This is a genomic window from Corynebacterium urinipleomorphum, from assembly GCF_900155535.1.
In the GTDB taxonomy this organism is placed as follows: Bacteria; Actinomycetota; Actinomycetes; order Mycobacteriales; family Mycobacteriaceae; genus Corynebacterium; species Corynebacterium urinipleomorphum.
The window spans coordinates 275,699-293,892 of sequence record NZ_LT706964.1; the positions used below are offsets into that span (position 1 = coordinate 275,699).

16 protein-coding genes and 1 other annotated feature are annotated in these 18,194 nt (G+C 65.2%); of the genes, 8 read left to right on the top strand and 8 right to left on the bottom strand.

The annotated features are described in order from the left end of the window. Window positions 1-25: 25 nt before the first annotated feature. A protein-coding gene (locus CZ338_RS06705) for an IS3 family transposase (protein WP_143341226.1) occupies window positions 26-1,254 on the bottom strand; the annotation gives its coding sequence in 2 pieces (ribosomal slippage) (window positions 26-978 and window positions 978-1,254; 1,230 coding nt in all). After that, window positions 880-979, bottom strand: a sequence feature (AL1L pseudoknot). (Overlaps the previous gene by 100 nt.) Window positions 1,255-1,275: 21 nt before the next feature. On the opposite strand from CZ338_RS06705, the gene CZ338_RS06710 reads away from it, so the two are divergent. Further along, window positions 1,276-2,340, top strand: a complete 1,065-nt coding sequence (locus CZ338_RS06710; RefSeq protein ID WP_087117499.1) for an HNH endonuclease signature motif containing protein — start codon at window positions 1,276-1,278, stop codon at window positions 2,338-2,340. A 438-nt stretch (window positions 2,341-2,778) separates the two neighbouring features. Here CZ338_RS06710 and argF (CZ338_RS06720) read toward each other — a convergent pair whose 3' ends face one another. Together argF (CZ338_RS06720) and argF (CZ338_RS06725) are read right to left on the bottom strand one after the other, a co-directional pair. Beyond that, window positions 2,779-3,768, bottom strand: a complete 990-nt coding sequence (gene argF / locus CZ338_RS06720; protein WP_087117501.1) for an ornithine carbamoyltransferase — start codon at window positions 3,766-3,768, stop codon at window positions 2,779-2,781. A 341-nt stretch (window positions 3,769-4,109) separates the two neighbouring features. Beyond that, window positions 4,110-5,099, bottom strand: a complete 990-nt coding sequence (gene argF, locus CZ338_RS06725; protein ID WP_087117501.1) for an ornithine carbamoyltransferase — start codon at window positions 5,097-5,099, stop codon at window positions 4,110-4,112. Window positions 5,100-5,319: 220 nt separating this feature from the next. Here argF (CZ338_RS06725) and CZ338_RS06730 point away from each other — a divergent pair, with 220 nt between their 5' ends. After that, window positions 5,320-8,235, top strand: a complete 2,916-nt coding sequence (locus tag CZ338_RS06730) for an ATP-dependent Clp protease ATP-binding subunit (protein WP_087117502.1) — start codon at window positions 5,320-5,322, stop codon at window positions 8,233-8,235. 325 nt (window positions 8,236-8,560) lie between these two features. Here the strand turns inward: CZ338_RS06730 and CZ338_RS06735 are convergent, their stop codons facing one another. Continuing rightward, on the bottom strand, window positions 8,561-10,012 hold the full coding sequence (locus tag CZ338_RS06735) for a lipase family protein (protein ID WP_087117503.1): 1,452 nt from the start codon (window positions 10,010-10,012) through the stop codon (window positions 8,561-8,563). 101 nt (window positions 10,013-10,113) lie between these two features. On the opposite strand from CZ338_RS06735, the gene CZ338_RS06740 reads away from it, so the two are divergent. Beyond that, window positions 10,114-10,284: a DUF4236 domain-containing protein gene (locus tag CZ338_RS06740; RefSeq protein WP_087117504.1), complete on the top strand. Its 171-nt coding sequence runs from the start codon at window positions 10,114-10,116 to the stop codon at window positions 10,282-10,284. Window positions 10,285-10,336: 52 nt separating this feature from the next. On the opposite strand, the gene CZ338_RS06745 is transcribed toward CZ338_RS06740, so the two are convergent. Then, window positions 10,337-11,221, bottom strand: a complete 885-nt coding sequence (locus CZ338_RS06745) for an HhH-GPD family protein (RefSeq protein WP_087117505.1) — start codon at window positions 11,219-11,221, stop codon at window positions 10,337-10,339. Between CZ338_RS06745 and CZ338_RS06750 the strand changes: the two genes are divergently transcribed. Beyond that, window positions 11,220-11,834 (top strand): carbonic anhydrase, encoded by a 615-nt coding sequence (locus CZ338_RS06750; RefSeq protein WP_087117506.1) that lies wholly within the window; start codon window positions 11,220-11,222, stop codon window positions 11,832-11,834. The genes CZ338_RS06745 and CZ338_RS06750 overlap by 2 nt on opposite strands. Before the next feature lie 9 nt (window positions 11,835-11,843). Further along, window positions 11,844-12,716, top strand: a complete 873-nt coding sequence (locus tag CZ338_RS06755; RefSeq protein WP_235839483.1) for a hypothetical protein — start codon at window positions 11,844-11,846, stop codon at window positions 12,714-12,716. A gap of 176 nt (window positions 12,717-12,892) precedes the next feature. Here CZ338_RS06755 and disA read toward each other — a convergent pair whose 3' ends face one another. Genes disA through CZ338_RS06770 form a run of 3 tightly spaced genes read right to left on the bottom strand, consistent with a single transcriptional unit; the run spans window position 12,893 to window position 16,036 of the window. Then, window positions 12,893-13,933, bottom strand: coding sequence for a DNA integrity scanning diadenylate cyclase DisA (gene disA / locus CZ338_RS06760; protein WP_087117507.1), 1,041 nt, complete (start codon window positions 13,931-13,933; stop codon window positions 12,893-12,895). A 12-nt stretch (window positions 13,934-13,945) separates the two neighbouring features. Further along, the gene (locus tag CZ338_RS06765) at window positions 13,946-15,412 is read right to left on the bottom strand and encodes a DNA repair protein RadA (protein ID WP_087117508.1); all 1,467 of its coding nucleotides are present in this window, start codon (window positions 15,410-15,412) and stop codon (window positions 13,946-13,948) included. Between the two features lie 51 nt (window positions 15,413-15,463). Further along, window positions 15,464-16,036, bottom strand: coding sequence for a hypothetical protein (locus tag CZ338_RS06770; protein ID WP_087117509.1), 573 nt, complete (start codon window positions 16,034-16,036; stop codon window positions 15,464-15,466). 265 nt (window positions 16,037-16,301) lie between these two features. Between CZ338_RS06770 and CZ338_RS06775 the strand changes: the two genes are divergently transcribed. The 3 genes from CZ338_RS06775 (at window position 16,302) to ispF (ending at window position 18,180) form a co-directional block, all read left to right on the top strand. Next, window positions 16,302-16,895: a CarD family transcriptional regulator gene (locus CZ338_RS06775; RefSeq protein WP_087117510.1), complete on the top strand. Its 594-nt coding sequence runs from the start codon at window positions 16,302-16,304 to the stop codon at window positions 16,893-16,895. Continuing rightward, window positions 16,879-17,631 (top strand): 2-C-methyl-D-erythritol 4-phosphate cytidylyltransferase, encoded by a 753-nt coding sequence (gene ispD / locus CZ338_RS06780; RefSeq protein WP_087117511.1) that lies wholly within the window; start codon window positions 16,879-16,881, stop codon window positions 17,629-17,631. The genes CZ338_RS06775 and ispD overlap by 17 nt, the downstream gene beginning before the upstream one ends. Window positions 17,632-17,706: 75 nt before the next feature. Further along, window positions 17,707-18,180 carry a 2-C-methyl-D-erythritol 2,4-cyclodiphosphate synthase gene (ispF, locus tag CZ338_RS06785; protein ID WP_087117578.1) on the top strand — a complete coding sequence of 158 codons (474 nt, stop codon included), beginning with the start codon at window positions 17,707-17,709 and terminating at the stop codon, window positions 18,178-18,180. The last annotated feature ends 14 nt before the right edge of the window (window positions 18,181-18,194 follow it).

Consider the following 18,194-nt stretch of genomic DNA (forward strand, 5'->3'; position numbering starts at 1 on the left):
TGAAGCGTCCTGGTTTTTGTTCCGCTTATTTAACGCCCAACGTTTGAGCGTCTGATCGTTGATAGTAGGCGTCCTCCATCTCCTGTGGAGTGATATATCCCAGGGATTGATGAAGTCGCTGGTTGTTCCACCAGTGCACCCAGCGAAGGGTGGCGATCTCGACTTCACCGACCGATGCCCACGGCCGGTGGGGATAAATCAGCTCTGTTTTGTAGAGCCCGTTGACCGTTTCAGCCAACGCGTTGTCATAGGAGTCGCCGACGGTGCCGACAGACGGATCGATACCTGCCTGGGTGAGCGCTTCACCGTAACGGATCGAGACATACTGCGAGCCGCGGTCACTGTGGTGGACAAGCCCTTCTGAGCGAAGATCACCAGCGTGATACAGGGCGTGCTCAAAGGCCTCCAACGGCAGTTCATCGGTACGCATGCTCGCCCGAGTCGCCACACCGACGATCTTCCTGGAGTACACATCAGTGATAAACGCGGTGTAGGCAAAACCAGACAAGGTGCGCACATAGGTGATGTCAGCGACCCACAACCGGTGCGGCGCGGGTGCAGTGAAGTCACGGTTGACCAGGTCAGGGCGGCAATCCGGCACGTTGGCCCGAAGCGTTGTCATCGGTGTGCGGCCACGCCTGCGGCCTTGAATACCAGCTTGCTTCATCAAACGCGCGGTCTGATCACGACCGATGTTCCAGCCGGCGCGCTGCATAGCCTTCCACATCTTGCGGACCCCGTAGACGCTGAAGTTGTCCTCGTAGACCCTCACCAATTCAGGAATAAGCAGCGCATCTGACAAACTCCTCGCCGACGGCGCTCGTGCTTTCGCTGCTCGGTAACCGCGAGAGGTGATGAACCCACATTCTGTCTCTTTCAAGGTGCGACAGATAGCCTCGACCCCGAAGCGATCGCGATACGCATCGATGTATTCGATCATCTTCTGGTGGGACGGTCGAGTTCCGCCGCGAAAAAAGCTGACGCGGTTTTCAAGATCTCGTTAGCCCTGCGTAGCTCCTTAATCTCTTTCCGGAGCCGCTTCAGCTCGTCAGCCGCTGACTCGCCGGCGCCAATCTCAACATCGGACGAGGCCATATTCGGCTTCAACCAATCGTTGAGCGTGTGCGCTGGAATGCCGAGCTTTTCACCGATCTCTACGGCTGCACCCCATTTCGAACACCCTTCGAGCTCAACGAGATCCTCAGCCAAACGCACTGCCTTGGCCTTGAACTCGTCACTGTACTTCCTTGGCATGATTCCAATCCTTCTCTAGAAATGATCGGAACTAAACCCAGGACACTTCAACTTGACCGTTTTGACCGTCAGGCTGCTCGTGATGCCGGCGTCAAACCCACCACTGTTGATGAGTGGGAGCGTGTCCACACCGTCTACTTCGGCCCGACGAGGTTCACCCGACAGCAAGCCCACGCCATCCGTGTGGCCCGGGAGACGGGAAAGTCTCTGGATCAGTTGGTGTTCATCGAGAACCAACTCAAACCCATCAAACCAGCCAGTCAGAAGTGGCGGCTCCGCCTCGCCCTGCTGTCCGTGCACGGTGATTACAACACTCTGAAGCGGCGTGCGAAGACCATCATCCCCGATCCCGATCAGGACGCCTCGGCCCCGGAGTCCACGGTGCGGTTCAGTACACCGAAGAAAGGCAAACGCTCCTTTACCGCCACGGGTGACGATAGTTTCATCGCCGCGTTGGAGTATGCCTTGCGCCGGAATCTGGATCCGGGTCGTCCTGCGGGCCCGCAGATGTATAAGGCACTCACGGAGATCTTGAAAGGGGATGGTGGTGTGGCGGATGCTGTGCCCCGCCCGCTTGTGGTGGTCCCGCTTGAGGAGCACACCAAGATCCTGCGGGGTGAGGGCAACGACACCATCCTGGGACTATCTGACGGCACCACCATGACGGGTGCGGAGTACCTCGCCCGGTTCCATGGTGAGGATCTGGAAGTGGCGATCTTCCATCCGCAGGCGGGTGCGGTGAACCTGTACGACACGAAACGCTTCGCCAATGCGAAGCAGCGCGACCTTGCCCGAGCAACACTCACGACGTGCCCGGTGCCGGGGTGCCGGCATGCCGCGGATAACTGCGAAGTGCATCATGTCACCGCGTGGTCACGCGGCGGACAAACCAACATGAACAACCTGGCGGTGGTGTGCAGGTACCACAACCGCACCAACGACGATGATCCCCACCGCAACAACCGCGGCCGGGTAGAGATCAGAGCCGGCAAACCGGTGTGGGTATCCCCCAGGGGGCGACCCGCACCGAACACCACCCACCAATACGGCGCGATGCACCTGTTGTTCGGAAAACAACGCGAATAGACCACAAACAACGGGTAGAGAAACAGGGGGGCGTAGCCGGAAACCTGCGGTGACAGTCGGGTAGGCCGGGGGCGAAGCACGCCCTCCGGCCCTACAGGCATGCCCGGAGTAAGCGCGCGTTACTCCGGGCGAGGCGCTGGTGCTGGTGCTGGGTATGCGCCCGGGCTCAGGACCGGACGCATGGAAGAGGGGCGGATGGAAGAGGAGGAGCGGCACGCGGTGGAGGCGGCACCGCGCGGCGCGATTCGGAGCGCTGGCGCGTGGAATAGGCGACGCGGCATCCTGCAGAGCGCAGGCGCGCGGCGCGGACCAAACGCAAAACTACGAGCGCAGGTGTGCGGCGACGCGGCATCCCGCAGAGCGCAGGCGCGCGGCGCGAAGCTTAACGCAGAGCTACGAGAGCAGCACGAAGCCTAACGCAGCCGTGGAGGAGCAACGCTAGGACAGCGTCGCGTACATGATCGCCTTGATCGAGTGCATGCGGTTCTCGGCTTCGTCGAAGACCTTGGATTGGGCGGACTCGAAGACCTCGTCGGTGACTTCCATCTCGGTGATGCCGAATTTTTCGGCGATTTCGGCGCCGATGGTGGTCTTGGTGTCGTGGTAGGACGGCAGGCAGTGCATGAAGATGGCGTCGGGGGCGGCTTTGGCCATGACGGCGGAGGTGACGCGGTAGGGCTCGAGGAGGCGGATGCGCTCTTCCCAGATGTCGTCGGGTTCGCCCATGGAGACCCAAATGTCGGTGTAGATGACGTGGGCGCCGGTGACGGCTTCGTCGACGTCTTCGGTGAGGGTGATGGGGGCGGAGGAGGGGAGGGAGGTGCAGGCGTCGATAAGCGATTGCTCTGGCATGAGCTCCTGCGGGCCGCACGCGACGAAGTGGATGCCGAGTTTGGCGCACGCGACCATGAGTGAATTGGCCACGTTGTTGCGCGCGTCGCCCATGTACACGAGTTTGAGGCCGCGCAGCCCTTGCGGGAAGTTCTCTTCGATGGTGAGCATGTCGGCGATCATTTGGGTGGGGTGGAATTCGGTGGTGAGGCCGTTCCAGACGGGGACGCCGGCGTTCGCGGCGAGCTCTTCGACGATTTCCTGGCCGTAGCCGCGGTACTCGATGCCGTCGAACATGCGGCCCAGCACGCGTGCGGTGTCGGCGATGGATTCCTTCTTGCCCATTTGCGACGAGCCGGGCTCGAGGTAGGTGACGCCCATGCCCAGGTCGTGGCCGGCGACTTCGAAGGAGCAGCGCGTGCGCGTCGAGGTCTTCTCGAACAGCAGCACGATGTTCTTTCCCTCCAGGTGGCGGTGCCGCGTGCCGGCGAGCTTGAGGTTTTTGAACTGCCGCGACAGGTCGATCAGGTACCGGATTTCATCGGGCGTGAAATCGAGCAGCTTCAGAAAATTACGGCCGGACAGACTGATAGGCATGGGTTGCTCCTCTCGTTTCCGCCCATCCTATGTGCGCATTGCCGCTTATCGACGTTCCAACCCACGTTCGCTACCAGCGAACACCCCCGGGACCTGCTGTTTTGCTCTGTTTTCGCGCGTGCGCCTTTCAAGGCGGGATTGCGTCATGTACGTGCGCGTTATGGTGGGTGGAACTCAACACTGAATTAGCTCTGACGAACAGGGAAAAAGGGGTTGCCACATGTTCGAGCGGTTTACTGACCGTGCACGTCGCGTGATCGTGCTGGCCCAGCAGGAAGCGCGCGACCTGAANAGAGCTACGAGAGCAGCACGAAGCCTAACGCAGCCGTGGAGGAGCAACGCTAGGACAGCGTCGCGTACATGATCGCCTTGATCGAGTGCATGCGGTTCTCGGCTTCGTCGAAGACCTTGGATTGGGCGGACTCGAAGACCTCGTCGGTGACTTCCATCTCGGTGATGCCGAATTTTTCGGCGATTTCGGCGCCGATGGTGGTCTTGGTGTCGTGGTAGGACGGCAGGCAGTGCATGAAGATGGCGTCGGGGGCGGCTTTGGCCATGACGGCGGAGGTGACGCGGTAGGGCTCGAGGAGGCGGATGCGCTCTTCCCAGATGTCGTCGGGTTCGCCCATGGAGACCCAAATGTCGGTGTAGATGACGTGGGCGCCGGTGACGGCTTCGTCGACGTCTTCGGTGAGGGTGATGGGGGCGGAGGAGGGGAGGGAGGTGCAGGCGTCGATAAGCGATTGCTCTGGCATGAGCTCCTGCGGGCCGCACGCGACGAAGTGGATGCCGAGTTTGGCGCACGCGACCATGAGTGAATTGGCCACGTTGTTGCGCGCGTCGCCCATGTACACGAGTTTGAGGCCGCGCAGCCCTTGCGGGAAGTTCTCTTCGATGGTGAGCATGTCGGCGATCATTTGGGTGGGGTGGAATTCGGTGGTGAGGCCGTTCCAGACGGGGACGCCGGCGTTCGCGGCGAGCTCTTCGACGATTTCCTGGCCGTAGCCGCGGTACTCGATGCCGTCGAACATGCGGCCCAGCACGCGTGCGGTGTCGGCGATGGATTCCTTCTTGCCCATTTGCGACGAGCCGGGCTCGAGGTAGGTGACGCCCATGCCCAGGTCGTGGCCGGCGACTTCGAAGGAGCAGCGCGTGCGCGTCGAGGTCTTCTCGAACAGCAGCACGATGTTCTTTCCCTCCAGGTGGCGGTGCCGCGTGCCGGCGAGCTTGAGGTTTTTGAACTGCCGCGACAGGTCGATCAGGTACCGGATTTCATCGGGCGTGAAATCGAGCAGCTTCAGAAAATTACGGCCGGACAGACTGATAGGCATGGGTTGCTCCTCTCGTTTCCGCCCATCCTATGTGCGCATTGCCGCTTATCGACGTTCCAACCCACGTTCGCTACCAGCGAACACCCCCGGGACCTGCTGTTTTGCTCTGTTTTCGCGCGTGCGCCTTTCAAGGCGGGATTGCGTCATGTACGTGCGCGTTATGGTGGGTGGAACTCAACACTGAATTAGCTCTGACGAACAGGGAAAAAGGGGTTGCCACATGTTCGAGCGGTTTACTGACCGTGCACGTCGCGTGATCGTGCTGGCCCAGCAGGAAGCGCGCGACCTGAACCACAATTACATCGGCACTGAGCACATTCTGCTCGGGCTGATCCAGGAGGGCGAGGGTGTCGCAGCGAAGGCTCTCGAGTCGATGGGCATCAACCTCGAGGATGTGCGCCGCGAGGTCATCGACATCATCGGCCGCGGTTCGCAGCCGCACACGGGCCACGTGCCGTTCACACCGCGGGCGAAGAAGGTGCTGGAGCTTGCGCTGCGCGAGGGTCTGCAGATGGGCCACAAGTACATCGGCACCGAGTTCCTGCTGCTCGGCCTGATCCGCGAAGGTGAGGGCGTGGCTGCGCAGGTGCTGATCAAGCTCGGTGCTGACCTGCCGCGCGTGCGCCAGCAGGTCATCCAGCTGCTCTCGGGTTATGAGGGCGGCGACGGCCAGAACCCCGAGGTCGCCGAAGGCCAGGGCGGCAACGGCCCGAGCCTTGCCGGTGCCGGCTCCAGCCAGGGCGGCATGGGCGGCCCGCGCGGTGGCGGCGGCGATCGCTCCAACTCGCTGGTGCTCGACCAGTTCGGCCGCAACCTCACCGCTGCAGCGAAGGAAGGCAAGCTCGACCCGGTCGTGGGACGTGACAAGGAGATCGAGCGCATCATGCAGGTCCTGTCTCGCCGCACCAAGAACAACCCGGTGCTCATCGGTGAGCCGGGCGTGGGTAAGACCGCCGTCGTCGAGGGCTTGGCTCTGGACATCGCCAACGGCAAGGTCCCGGAGACGCTGAAGGACAAGCAGGTCTACTCCCTCGACTTGGGCTCTCTGGTCGCGGGCTCCCGTTACCGCGGCGACTTCGAGGAGCGCCTGAAGAAGGTGCTCAAGGAGATCAACCAGCGCGGCGACATCATCCTGTTCATCGACGAGATCCACACCCTCGTCGGCGCTGGCGCAGCCGAGGGTGCGATCGACGCTGCCTCCCTGCTGAAGCCGAAGCTCGCCCGCGGTGAGCTGCAGACCATTGGTGCGACCACGCTGGACGAGTACCGCAAGCACATCGAGAAGGACGCTGCCCTCGAGCGCCGTTTCCAGCCGGTGCAGGTCGACGAGCCGAGCATCGAGGACACCATCCAGATTCTCAAGGGCCTGCGCGACCGCTACGAGGCGCACCACCGCGTGTCCTACACCGACGACGCTCTGGCCGCCGCCGCGAATCTGTCGGACCGCTACATCAACGACCGCTTCCTGCCGGACAAGGCCGTCGACCTCCTCGACGAGGCTGGCGCCCGCATGCGCATCAAGCGCATGACCGCCCCGAAGGGTCTCCGCGACGTCGACGATCGCATCGCCGACGTGCGCAAGGAGAAGGAAGCGGCTATCGACGCCCAGGACTTCGAGAAGGCCGCCGGCCTCCGCGACACCGAGCGCAAGCTGGGTGAGGAGCGCGCCGAGAAGGAGAAGCAGTGGCGCTCCGGCGAACTCGAGGACATCGCCGAGGTCGGCGAAGAGCAGATTGCCGACGTGCTGGCCAACTGGACCGGCATCCCGGTGTTCAAGCTCACCGAGTCCGAGTCCTCGCGCCTGCTCAACATGGAAGAGGAGCTGCACAAGCGCATCATCGGCCAGGACGACGCCGTCAAGGCTGTGTCCCGCGCAATCCGCCGCACCCGTGCGGGCCTGAAGGATCCGCGCCGCCCATCCGGCTCGTTCATCTTCGCCGGCCCGTCCGGTGTGGGTAAGACCGAGCTGTCGAAGGCGCTCGCCGAGTTCCTCTTCGGCGAAGAGGACGCCCTCATCCAGGTGGACATGGGCGAGTTCCACGACCGCTTCACCGCGTCGCGCCTGTTCGGTGCGCCTCCGGGATACGTCGGCTACGAGGAGGGCGGCCAGCTCACGGAGAAGGTGCGCCGCAAGCCGTTCAGCGTCGTGCTTTTCGACGAGATCGAGAAAGCCCACAAGGAGATCTACAACACCCTCCTGCAGGTGCTCGAAGAGGGCCGGCTTACCGACGGCCAGGGCCGCAACGTCGACTTCAAGAACACCGTCCTGATCTTCACGTCGAACCTGGGTACCTCCGACATCTCCAAGGCTGTCGGCTTGGGCTTCACCGGTGACAGCGCCACGGACGCGGACGCCCAGTACGAGCGCATGAAGAACAAGGTTCACGACGAGCTGAAGAAGCACTTCCGCCCCGAGTTCCTCAACCGTATCGACGAGATTGTCGTCTTCCACCAGCTCACCCAGGAGCAGATCGTGGAGATGGTCGAGCTCCTGGCCACCCGCCTGGAGAAGAACCTCGCGGCGCAGGACATGGGTATCGAGCTTTCGGCCGACGCCAAGAACCTCTTGGCCGCCCGCGGCTTCGACCCGGTTCTGGGTGCCCGCCCGCTGCGCCGCACCATCCAGCGCGAGATCGAGGATGTCCTGTCCGAGAAGATTCTCTTCGGCGAGATCGGCGCCGGCGAGATTATCGAGGTCGGCGTGACCAACTGGGACGGCAAGACCGACAGTCCGCGCGACTACGAGTCCGCTGAGTTCACCTTCACGCCGAAGCCGAAGCCGCTTCCCGAGGACACTTTCGGCGATCTCGACGAGGACGATGTCCGCGACATCGCCCCGGAGGACGGCCAGGAAGAGGTGCAGATCCGCGCGACGACTCCGCCAGACCCCGACAACTTGGATGACGGCAGCGACGGCGACAGCGCGCCCGAAGACCCAGCCGGCTTCGGCGACGGGGAGAACGGTGGCATCGCTACCGGCACCGACACGCTCGAGCCCCCGCGCGACGCTGATAACGGCGACGACGGCCGCCCCGACAACGGAGATAACAGCGACGGCCACCCCGACAACGGCGACTACAGCGACGGCCCGAAACCGGACGACCTCTCCGACGGCGACGACGGCGAGAAAGCCTAGCTAGGTCGCAGCTGTCCACCTGGGCTGAAACTGAAAACCGAAGCTCCCCGCACCCCCACGTGAAGGCGTGGAAATGGGTGTCGGGGAGTCTTTGCGTTTCCCGGCGAAGTGCAGCGTGAAAAAGGGAAAGTAGCGGATTCCCGCGCCGCTCAGTTGGCTTCGAAGCGCTCGTTCATCCAGCGGATCACCTCGCCGGAGTGGGTGATTGCGGGGGCGACGTGGCCGAGGCCGGCGCGGGAGGAGGCGTCGGAAAGCGGGATGATGTGCTGCGTCCGAACCCAGGGCTGGGTCCGAACTCAGGGCTGCGTCTGAACCTAGGGCTGCGTTAGAAAGTGCCGCAGTTGGAGATGTTGGGCACTCCGTTGAAGCGGTCGACCATCCACTGCATGGAGGGTCCGAGGTGGGCGTAGACGCCGACGGCGTGGTTCGCACCGGTTTTGAGGCCGGGGGTGAGGGGAGGGAGGGAGCTGTCGTAAAGCGTGACATCGGCGCCGAGTGCGCAGTGGTCGCGCGCGAGTTGGACCACTTGGCTGCTGGGGACGACATCGTCGTTACCGGTGGTGGAGATCATGATGGGGGAGGAGGGGGAGAGGTGGCCGAGTTGTTGGGCGTCGATAAGCGTGCGTATTTCGGGCCGCTCGATGATTGCCTCGCTGAGGTTCTTGCTGCTGGCTGTGAGTGCGCGTGTGTCGCGAAGGCCCCAGCGGAGGACGCTGTCGGCCATGCACGCGTCGGCTGTGGAGGCAAGGAATTCGCGTCCGCGGTCGTTGAAGACGGGTCCGAGAGCGGCTTTGATCTCCGGGTAGCGCGCTTGCCATCCGTTGAGCGCGTACCCGAGGACGGCTGTAATGCTCGAATTATCCGCGCCGCGCATCGTGGCCAGCAGGTCGGCGGGCGGCGCGCCGGCGTACGTCGCCTTCACGTCGAGTTCCGGCGCGTAGGTCGCTGCTTGTTCTGCTGCCGCAGCCGCAGCCCCGCCGCCTTGCGAGTACCCCCAGAAACCGACGGGCCCGCCATTCGGGGTGGCGGCGCGGGCGGCGTCGAGCATTGCGTGGGCTTCCTCGTCGTGGAGCACGTACGTGTGAGCACCGGGCGTTCCCAGGCCGATGTAGTCCGTCACCACGACCCGCATGCCCAGCAAGGCTGCGGCGTGGTAATTCAGGAGCTCATAATTCGAGCCCACTGCACGCTTTTCGACGTCGATCTGCCCCACCATCCACGGGCCCCTCGACGGCGCACACGCGTCCCCCGACCCACGAGTACCCGGACCGAAAACCACCGTGGGCCGGGGACCGTTGCCGCGCCACGGATTCGCCGGTTCGATGAGCACGCCGCTGACCGGCACGATGTCGCCGTTGACTGTCGTGGAGGTGTACAGGATGCGCTTGGCGTACCCGTAGAAGTCGGGGCCGAGGATGTTGAGCAGGTGGGGTGCGGGCTGGGACCGGACAATCTTCCCTGGCCTATCGAGCTCCGCCGCCGGCACCGGGTCGTCGTAGAACGGGTCGTACCCGTGCACCGGCGCACCTCCGGGCGTGGTGGCAGCGTGGTGGATGCCGTTGCGGATCTCATCTGCGGTTTGGGCGCTGGCGGGGGCCGGGTTGAGGACCGGGGTGACGGCCGAGGTAAGGGCTGCGGTGCCGAGCAAAGCGGAAGCGCACGCCGCGGCAGCGGCACTGACAGCGGTGCCGGCGCGGCTGCGGGGAGAAAAACAGCGGCGATCGCGCGTGAAAGCGCGGCGGCCAGCGCGCGGGGCGAAACGGCAGGTGAAAATCATGCGTGGAATCGTAGAACAGTTTCCCGCTTAATTTGGGTTTTAAGTGAGAAAATACATCCGGTGGGGGCAGTACTACGGGGTTCGCCGTAAGATAAAACGCCATGGGGCTGCTCTACAGGGATAAGAAGAAGGTCGGCAAGAATTCGTGGATCAACGTGTCTAAGTCGGGCGCGTCGATGTCCACGAAGATGGGGCCGGTGACGGTGAACTCGCGCGGCGGCGTGTGGGTGAAGCTGCCCGGCGGCATGACGTACCGCGGCCGCTGGAAGTAGAAGGCTGGAGTAATCGACGGCCCTGCAGCCGACGCGAACTGCACCTATCCGGTTAGGGGAGCCGGAAGCGGCCGTCTGCATCCTGGGCTGCGAGGCCGTCTTCGAGGAGCGAGTAGAGGGCGCGGGAGCGCTGGGCGTCGTCGGGCCAGACGATGTCGATGGCGGATTGGGGGACGGGCTCGGTCGCTTCGCGGAGGACTTTCATGATTTTGCCGCGGACTTGCCTGTCGGTGCCGGCGAATTTCTGGACTTTGCGGCGGGCAAGCTCGTCGGCGGTGGGGGCGGGGGAGCCGGCGGCGAGCCAGGCGCAGTCGTCGCGAAGCGGGCAGGAGGAGCAGGTGGGGGAGCTCGCTGTGCACACGAGTGCGCCCAATTCCATGAGGCCGGCGGAGAACACGGCGGCGTCGTCGGCGGGAAGTAGTTCCGCTACCCACTCCAGTTCGGCTTTCTGGGGCCTGGCCACGGGTCTGCCGAGGACGGCGCGGGCGTAGACGCGGCGGACGTTGGTGTCCACGACGGGCACGGCCTGGCCGTAGGCGAAGGCGGCGACGGCGCGGGCGGTGTAGTCGCCGATGCCGGGGAGGGCGAGCAAGGCGGGGACGGAGCGGGGGACGGAGCCATCGGAGGCGTCGACAAGCGTTTGCGCGCATTCTTTGAGGCGCAGCGCGCGGCGCGGGTAGCCGAGGGTGCCCCATGCGCGGAGAACGTCGTCGGTGGGTGCAGCGGCGAGGTCGGCGGGGGTGGGCCAGCGTGCGATCCATTCTTCCCAGATGGGGGCGACGCGGGCGACGGGGGTTTGGTGGCTCATCACCTCGGACAGGAGCACGCCCCACGGGGTGGTGCCGGGGCGGCGCCACGGCAGGTCGCGGGCGTTGGCGCGGTACCAGGCGATGACTTTGGCGGTATCAATCACAATGCGTGCAAGAATAGTTGCCATGACTTTCAGGAAGGTTCCGCGGGAGGCGTGGGAGCACCTCGCAGCGGGCAACGCGAGGTTCGCCAGCGACAGCCCCGAGCACCCGAACACGAACGCTTATCGACGCAACGAGCTCCGCGAAGGCCAATCCCCCTTCGCCGCTGTGCTGGCGTGCTCCGATTCGCGTGTGCCGGTGGAGATGCTTTTCGACGTCGGCCTCGGCGACCTTTTTGTCATCCGCACCGCCGGCGGCTGCGTCGACGCGACCGTGACTGGATCCCTGGAATACGCGGTGCAGTCGCTGGGCGTGTCGCTGATCGTGGTGCTCAGCCACGAGAGCTGCGGCGCGATCGGTGCAGCGGCGTCGTCCTTCGAGGACGGGGACCTGCCCGCGGACCTGACGCGCGTGTTCGTGGAGAAGATCGCGCCGAGTGTTCTGGCTGCGCAGAAGAGCGGGCGTGCGGACCGCGCCGGGATCGAGGAGGTCCACGCGGAGGTGACCGCGGAGCACATCATGGCGCGGATCCCGTCGTTGCAGAGCAAAGTCGAAGAGGGCAGCGTCGGTGTCATCGCCGCAAGATACAGGCTTGAGGATGGCCGCGTCACAAGCGTTCAGGAGCATTTCGCGGGTTAGGATCACGGTGTGACACACCAACCGCCCTACCGCCCTGACCGCCCGACCCGAGCCGACCGCGGAGCCTCTGACCGCGGTCTCTCCGATCGTGCCAGCTCCGACCGTGCTGGCCGTTCCGACGGCCTGAACGGCTACGGCGAGGAGCACCGTCCGCTGCCGCAGGAGATTTACACGCGGCGGCGTGTAGCTGCGGTCGTGGTGATTCTGGCTGTCGTGGCGCTGGTTGTGTGGGCGCTGACTGCCTTCGCGCGGTCGGGTGGGGATGACGTCGAGGAGACACCGACTCCGCCGCCGTCGACACTCGTGACCACCCCGACGGAGCCGAACCCGGGCGAAGAATCCGGGACCGAAACGACGACGGGCACCAGCGACGCCGCCGCCACCGAAGAGTCCAAGACGGGCGAGTCCGAGAGCACCGAGCCGACCAAGGCCACCAGCAGCCCCGAGGACGCCGAGGCGCTGGCGGCGAAGAAGACGTGCGAGCTCAGCGATCTGCAGCTGAGCACCGACCTGAACAAGACCGCATTCGCGCCGGGCGATCCCGCTTCGGAACGTAAATTCAGCGTCACCATCCACAACCCGACGGGCGGGGACTGCGTCATCGACACCGAAGAGAACCCCCTCCGTTTCGCGGCGTTCTCCATCGACCGCGAGGGCTTCCAGCAGATCTGGAGTGACACCGACTGCAACAAGCCGATGATCACGGGCAAAGAGACGTTCGCCGCCGGCGAGAGCCGCAAGTTCACGGCGGAATGGTCCGGTTTGGACTCTGCGCCCCAGCGTTGCGACGCCCGCCAGCCCGCCGCCCCCGGCGCCTACGCCGCCGTCGGCTTCTTGGGCGAGAACAGCTCCGAGCCGGTCACGTTCAACGTCACCGAGTAAAGAGACGGAGGGCCGCCGCCGCTTCCTGCACAGCCGGGCGGAGGAATCCGCGGCCGGGAGCGGCTGGCAGCGGCGGGATTCGGTCAGGAGCGGCGGGATTCGGTTGGGCGCGGCGGGGTGCCGCGGGAAGCGGGCAGGTGTCGCCGGGCTACGCGAAGCGGGCAGGTGTCGCCGGGCTACGCGAAGCGGCGCAGCCCCTCCACGATGTGGCGCGCCCACAGCGGCGAGACGTTCTCGGCCTGAGCCAATTCCTCGGCGTCGGCTGCGCGGATGGCGTCCAGATCGCCGAATTCGGCGACGATGTGGTCGATGAGGAATTTCTGCACACGGGGGATGCGGGTCAGAGCGCGGTAGCCACGCGGGGTGACGGCCTCCATGAGGTTCTCCTCGGTCGCGGGCAGCCCCAAGGTGCTTGCCAGAGCTGAAGTGTTGAGCAGCTCGGGGTCGGGGAGGAGGTCGAGGGAGGAGAGGGTGTCGTCGATAAGCGTGTTGCTCGGCGCGCCGTCGGCGACGAGGTAGTCGCACACGAGCATGGAAATGTCGTGGCAAATGGTGCCGCGGAGCTCGCTGAGCTGGAGGCGGAGCTGGCGGGCGTCGGTGCCGAGCTCGAGGATCTGGTCGTCGACGTCGCGCGCCGCGCGCTGCAGGAGGAGCTGGCGTTGCAGCAGATGCAGGACGTCCTCGACGGTGGCGTAACGGTTGATCTCGGCGACACTGAGGCGCTGGTTCGCTTTGTCCACGCGGGAGCGGTATTGCTCGACGGTGGCGATGGCTTGGCGGGCCCGCGTCATCATCACCACGGGCTCCTCGATGACGTGGCGCTTGCCGTCGGCGTAGACGGTGACGATGTTCATCGACGCGGACACGGACACTACCGGCACGCCCGTGTGCAAGGCGGTGCGCTCGGCGGCGCGGTGGCGGGTGCCGGTCTCGGACGTGGGGAACGTGGGCGACGGCACGAGCTGCACGTTGGCGCGGGTGATGCGGGCGGCGTCGTCGGAAAGAATGACGGCGCCGTCCATCTTGGATAGCTCGCGCAGCAGTGTCGGGGTGAACGGCACGTCGAATTCGATGCCGCCGTCGCACACATCGGCGACCTCGGGACCGTCGCCGAGCACGATCAGCGCGCCGGTGTTGCCGCGTTTGATGCGCTCGAGCCCGTCGCGCAAGTCCGTGCCGGGCGCGAGGCGTTGCAGCGTGTCACGCATGAATGTCATAAGAAACGCAGTCTACTTCCGCTTATCGACGCACGCGATCGCCTCCCCCAGCGTCCCCACCCCCCGGATCCTCATACCGTTAATGCGGGGGATGTCGGTGCCGCTGCCGGCGGGAACGATCGCGTTCTCGTAACCGAGCCGCGCAGCTTCCGCGAGGCGGCGGTCGAGGTTGGGAACGCGCCGCAACTCACCCGCGAGCCCTACTTCGCCGATCACGACGGTCTTAGGCGGCAGGGGCTGGTTGTGCAGACTCGACCAGGTCGCGAGAGCTACCGCGAGATCCGTCGCCGTCTCCGTGATGCGCATGCCACCGACGGTGGCCACGTACGCGTCCTTGTCGTTCGTGCGCTCCCCGCACCGCGCCTGGAGGACAGCAAGGACCATGGGGACGCGGTTGAAGTCCAGACCCGTGACCACGCGGCGCGGCGACTTATTCACCGGGTCCACGGTGAGCGCCTGCACCTCAGCGAGGATCGGACGCACGCCGTCCATCGCGACAGTGACCGCCGAGCCGTCCGGCGTCTGCCCGCGGTGCGACAGGAACAGGCCGGAGGGGTCGGGGACTTCACGGATGCCGTCGGAGGTCTGCTCGAAGCAGCCGACCTCGTCGGTGGCGCCGAAGCGGTTCTTCAGGCCGCGCAGCATGCGCAGGCTGGTCTGGCGGTCGCCCTCGAAAGCCAGGACCACGTCCACGAGGTGCTCCAGCACACGCGGGCCTGCGACATTGCCGTCTTTGGTCACGTGGCCGACCAGCAGGATGGGCAGGTTCGTCGTCTTGGCCAAGGTGGTCAGAGCTGCGGTGACCGCGCGCGACTGCGCGACGCCGCCTGCCACTCCCTCGACACCCGGGGCCTGCATTGTCTGCACAGAATCGACGATGAGCAGACTCGGCTTCACCTGCTCCACGTGCCCGAACACCACGTCCAGGTTGGACTCAGCGGCGAGGTAGAGGCGGTCGTTGAGTCCGCCGGTGCGCTCCGCGCGGCCGCGGACCTGCGCGGCGGATTCTTCCGCGGTGACGTACAGGGCAGTGCGGCCCCGCTCGGTGTCACCGCCGGCAGGCGAGGAGGAGCTGCCGGTTGGGCTGGTGTCGCGCTCGCGGTCGTCGTCGGCGGCAGCCCAACGGCTGGCAACTTCGAGCAGCAGTGTCGATTTGCCTACACCTGGTTCGCCGGAAAGGAGGACCACTGAGCCGGGGACCACGCCGCCGCCGAGGACGCGGTCGAGTTCGGAGATGCCGGAGGGGCGTCGATAAGCCGCGCTACCGGTGATCTTTGTGATGGGCTGGGCGGCACTGGTGGGCGTCAACCCGCGGGGTGCGCCAGCGCCCGCGCCCAGCCCGGCGGCACGTGAGGCGCCAGTGGGGGCGGTGGCCTGCTCCTGGAGGGTGCCCCACGCGCCGCATTCAGGGCAGCGGCCGAGCCATTTCGGGGACGAGTACCCGCACTCGGAACACGTGTGGACGGTGCGTTTCTTCATGCCCCCGCAGCGTAGTTAGTCCGCGGCGGCGCTGCCGAACGGGGAAGCGGACTAGTGCTCGTGCTCAGCTTCCGGCTGACGGTGGGTCTGGCCGGACTCGACGGTCGGGGCGGAGACGGTGGCGACGGTCTCGATGGTGCCGGAGTCGAACGTGAACGTGACTGGCAGGTTGCCGCCGTACGCGAAGGAGTCGTTGGCCAGGGAAGTCTCGACGTACTGGATCTTCTCGCCGTCGTGCTGCGGCATGTTGCGCAGACCCTCAGCGGAGTCGCCGACGATGTTGGTGTTGTACGCCATCGGCTTCACGGAGCCAAGCTGGACGGACTTGCCGTCGACCTCAGCGGACTGCAGCTGGTGGTCGTTCAGGTCGTAGTCCTGGTTCGTGGCGGTGAACTTCAGGGCGGCCTGACCGGATTCATCCAGAAGCACGGTGACATCGCGGACGGCGATGGAGCCGTCCTCGGTCTGGGCGCTGGCGCCGTTGACGGCCGCGACCTGGGAAGAGGTCTGGGTGATCTGGCCTGCCGAGCATCCGGCGAGTAGCAATGCGGATGCGGCTGCGACAGAGACTGCGCCACCGCGGCGAGCGACCGACTTCAGGGACTTCACGTCGATGTCCTCCATAGAGAGTTCTTTAAGGCGTATCACCGACTTACCTTAGCCTTTCGGCAGTCCCAATTCACAGTTTCGGGACGGGCCGGAGACGTACCCCACGTCCAAAGAGGGGTCATCCGGGGGTATCCGGCAGCGGCGGGGTGGCCACGGCCGGGGGTCGAGCAGCCGTGGAGGGGCTAGTGAAGGGACATGTGCCGGAACAGGCATCGGAACAGGTGTCGCAGCAGGTGCTAGAATCGACACGTTGCTTTGAACCCCCGAAAGAGGAGATTTCATGGATTTCACAGTCGGAGAAGTGGTCGTCTACCCGCACCACGGTGCGGCCCGTATCGCCGACATTGAAAAGCGTGAGATGGGCGGGGAAGAGCTTGACTTCCTTGTCCTGAATATCCTGCAGTCTGATCTTTCGGTGCGTGTGCCGGTGAAGAACGCGGAGTTGGTCGGCGTCCGCGATGTCGTGGGGGAGGAGGGCCTGCGCAAGGTCTTCTCGGTCCTGCGCGAGACGGATGTGGAGGAAGCCGGTAACTGGTCCCGCCGCTACAAGGCGAACCAGGAGCGTCTGGCGTCGGGCGACATCAATAAGGTCGCCGAGGTGGTGCGCGATCTGTGGCGCCGCGACCAGGGTCGCGGTCTCTCCGCCGGTGAGAAGCGCATGCTGGGCAAGGCGCGCCAGATTCTCGTTGGAGAGCTCGCGCTCGCGGAGCCGGTGGACGAGAAGAAGGCCGACGGCATGGAGAAGGAGATCCAGTCGGTGATCGCCCGCCATGTCGAGCAGGGGCTGGTGGACAAGCCGCGCGAGGATTTCGATCCTGAGGATGACGTCGATTTGGACGACCTCAGCTTCGACGACGATGACAGCGAGGACTAACTCGTCCACAACCCCGGTTGTCGCGCTGATCGCCGCCGCCGGGCGCGGAACACGGCTCGGTGCGGAGATCCCTAAGGCCTACGTGCAGCTGCGCGGCCGTTCGCTTTTGGAGCGTTCGGTGACGGCGATGGAGACCTCCGAGATTGTCGACCGTATCGGCGTGATTGTCAGCCCCGACATGGAGCCGCACGCGCGTCAGCTGTTGCGCGGCCACGATGTTCAGTTCATTCACGGCGCGGGTGAGCGCGCGGATTCCGTGTGGGAGGGCCTTAAGGCACTTTCGCTTATCGACGCCACCGTGCTCATCCACGACGCCGCCCGCGCCCTCACCCCACCCGGAATGATCGCCCGTGTGGCCCGCGAGGTGCTGGACGGGGCTCCGGCAGTGGTGCCGGTTCTGCCGGTCGCGGACACCATCAAGCACGTGACCGACGACGGCGCGACTGTCCTGGGCACTCCGGACCGCGCCACGCTCCGCGCGGTGCAGACCCCGCAGGGCTTCGACCTGGCTACATTGCGCGCCGCCAACGAGAAATACTTCGCGCAGGTCGGCTCGGCTGCAGCCGGCTTCACCGCCACCGACGACGCGAGCCTTATGGAATGGTTCGGTGTGCCCGTGACAACGGTGCAGGGGGACCCGATGGCGTTCAAGATCACCACGCCGATCGATTTGGTGCTCGCGGAGCGCATCACGGAGGAGGCGGAGCCGACCGTCTTCGACGTCCCCGGCAGCTGAGCGAGTGAAGTGACGTAAGTGGCTAGTGCCGGCAGCGAGCACCGGCAGCGGGCGCTGGCAGCTAGTGTCGGGGGCATGACTTCTCTGCGCGTCGGCACTGCATTTGATGCCCACCAGATTCAGGAGGGCAAGCCCTGCTGGATCGCGGGCCTGCTTTTTGAGGACACCGCTGGCTGTGAAGGCCATTCGGACGGCGACGTGGTCAGCCACGCGATCGTGGACGCGGTGCTGTCGGCGATAGGGCTCGGTGACCTGGGCAGCTTCGTGGGGGTCGGTCGCCCGGAGTACGCGGGTGTGACGGGGGCGAGGTTGCTGGGGGAGGTGCGGGAGCTCGCGGACAAGCATGGCTACGAGATCGTGAACGTGTCCGCGCAGCTCATCGCGCAGACCCCGAAGATGGGTCCGGTGCGTGAGGAGGCGGAGCGGGTGCTGTCGGAGGCGCTTGGCGCACCGGTGTCTATCAGCGCGACGACGACCGACCACATGGGCTTCACCGGTGCTGGGCAGGGGCGGGCGGCGGTGGCGACGGCGCTCGTCGATAAGCGGTAGCTCTGCTCTAAACT

Bases quoted from the DNA above. Each gene is read 5' to 3' on its own strand.
- argF (WP_087117501.1), bottom strand. From the start codon at position 5,099: ATGCCTATCAGTCTGTCCGGCCGTAATTTTCTGAAGCTGCTCGATTTC.
- CZ338_RS06730 (WP_087117502.1), top strand. From the start codon at position 5,320: ATGTTCGAGCGGTTTACTGACCGTGCACGTCGCGTGATCGTGCTGGCC.
- CZ338_RS06770 (WP_087117509.1), bottom strand. From the start codon at position 16,036: ATGGAGGACATCGACGTGAAGTCCCTGAAGTCGGTCGCTCGCCGCGGT.
- disA (WP_087117507.1), bottom strand. From the start codon at position 13,933: ATGACATTCATGCGTGACACGCTGCAACGCCTCGCGCCCGGCACGGAC.
- CZ338_RS06710 (WP_087117499.1), top strand. From the start codon at position 1,276: ATGATCGGAACTAAACCCAGGACACTTCAACTTGACCGTTTTGACCGT.
- CZ338_RS06735 (WP_087117503.1), bottom strand. From the start codon at position 10,012: ATGATTTTCACCTGCCGTTTCGCCCCGCGCGCTGGCCGCCGCGCTTTC.
- argF (WP_087117501.1), bottom strand. From the start codon at position 3,768: ATGCCTATCAGTCTGTCCGGCCGTAATTTTCTGAAGCTGCTCGATTTC.
- CZ338_RS06775 (WP_087117510.1), top strand. From the start codon at position 16,302: ATGGATTTCACAGTCGGAGAAGTGGTCGTCTACCCGCACCACGGTGCG.
- ispD (WP_087117511.1), top strand. From the start codon at position 16,879: ATGACAGCGAGGACTAACTCGTCCACAACCCCGGTTGTCGCGCTGATC.
- CZ338_RS06765 (WP_087117508.1), bottom strand. From the start codon at position 15,412: ATGAAGAAACGCACCGTCCACACGTGTTCCGAGTGCGGGTACTCGTCC.
- CZ338_RS06745 (WP_087117505.1), bottom strand. From the start codon at position 11,221: ATGGCAACTATTCTTGCACGCATTGTGATTGATACCGCCAAAGTCATC.
- CZ338_RS06740 (WP_087117504.1), top strand. From the start codon at position 10,114: ATGGGGCTGCTCTACAGGGATAAGAAGAAGGTCGGCAAGAATTCGTGG.
- ispF (WP_087117578.1), top strand. From the start codon at position 17,707: ATGACTTCTCTGCGCGTCGGCACTGCATTTGATGCCCACCAGATTCAG.
- CZ338_RS06750 (WP_087117506.1), top strand. From the start codon at position 11,220: ATGACTTTCAGGAAGGTTCCGCGGGAGGCGTGGGAGCACCTCGCAGCG.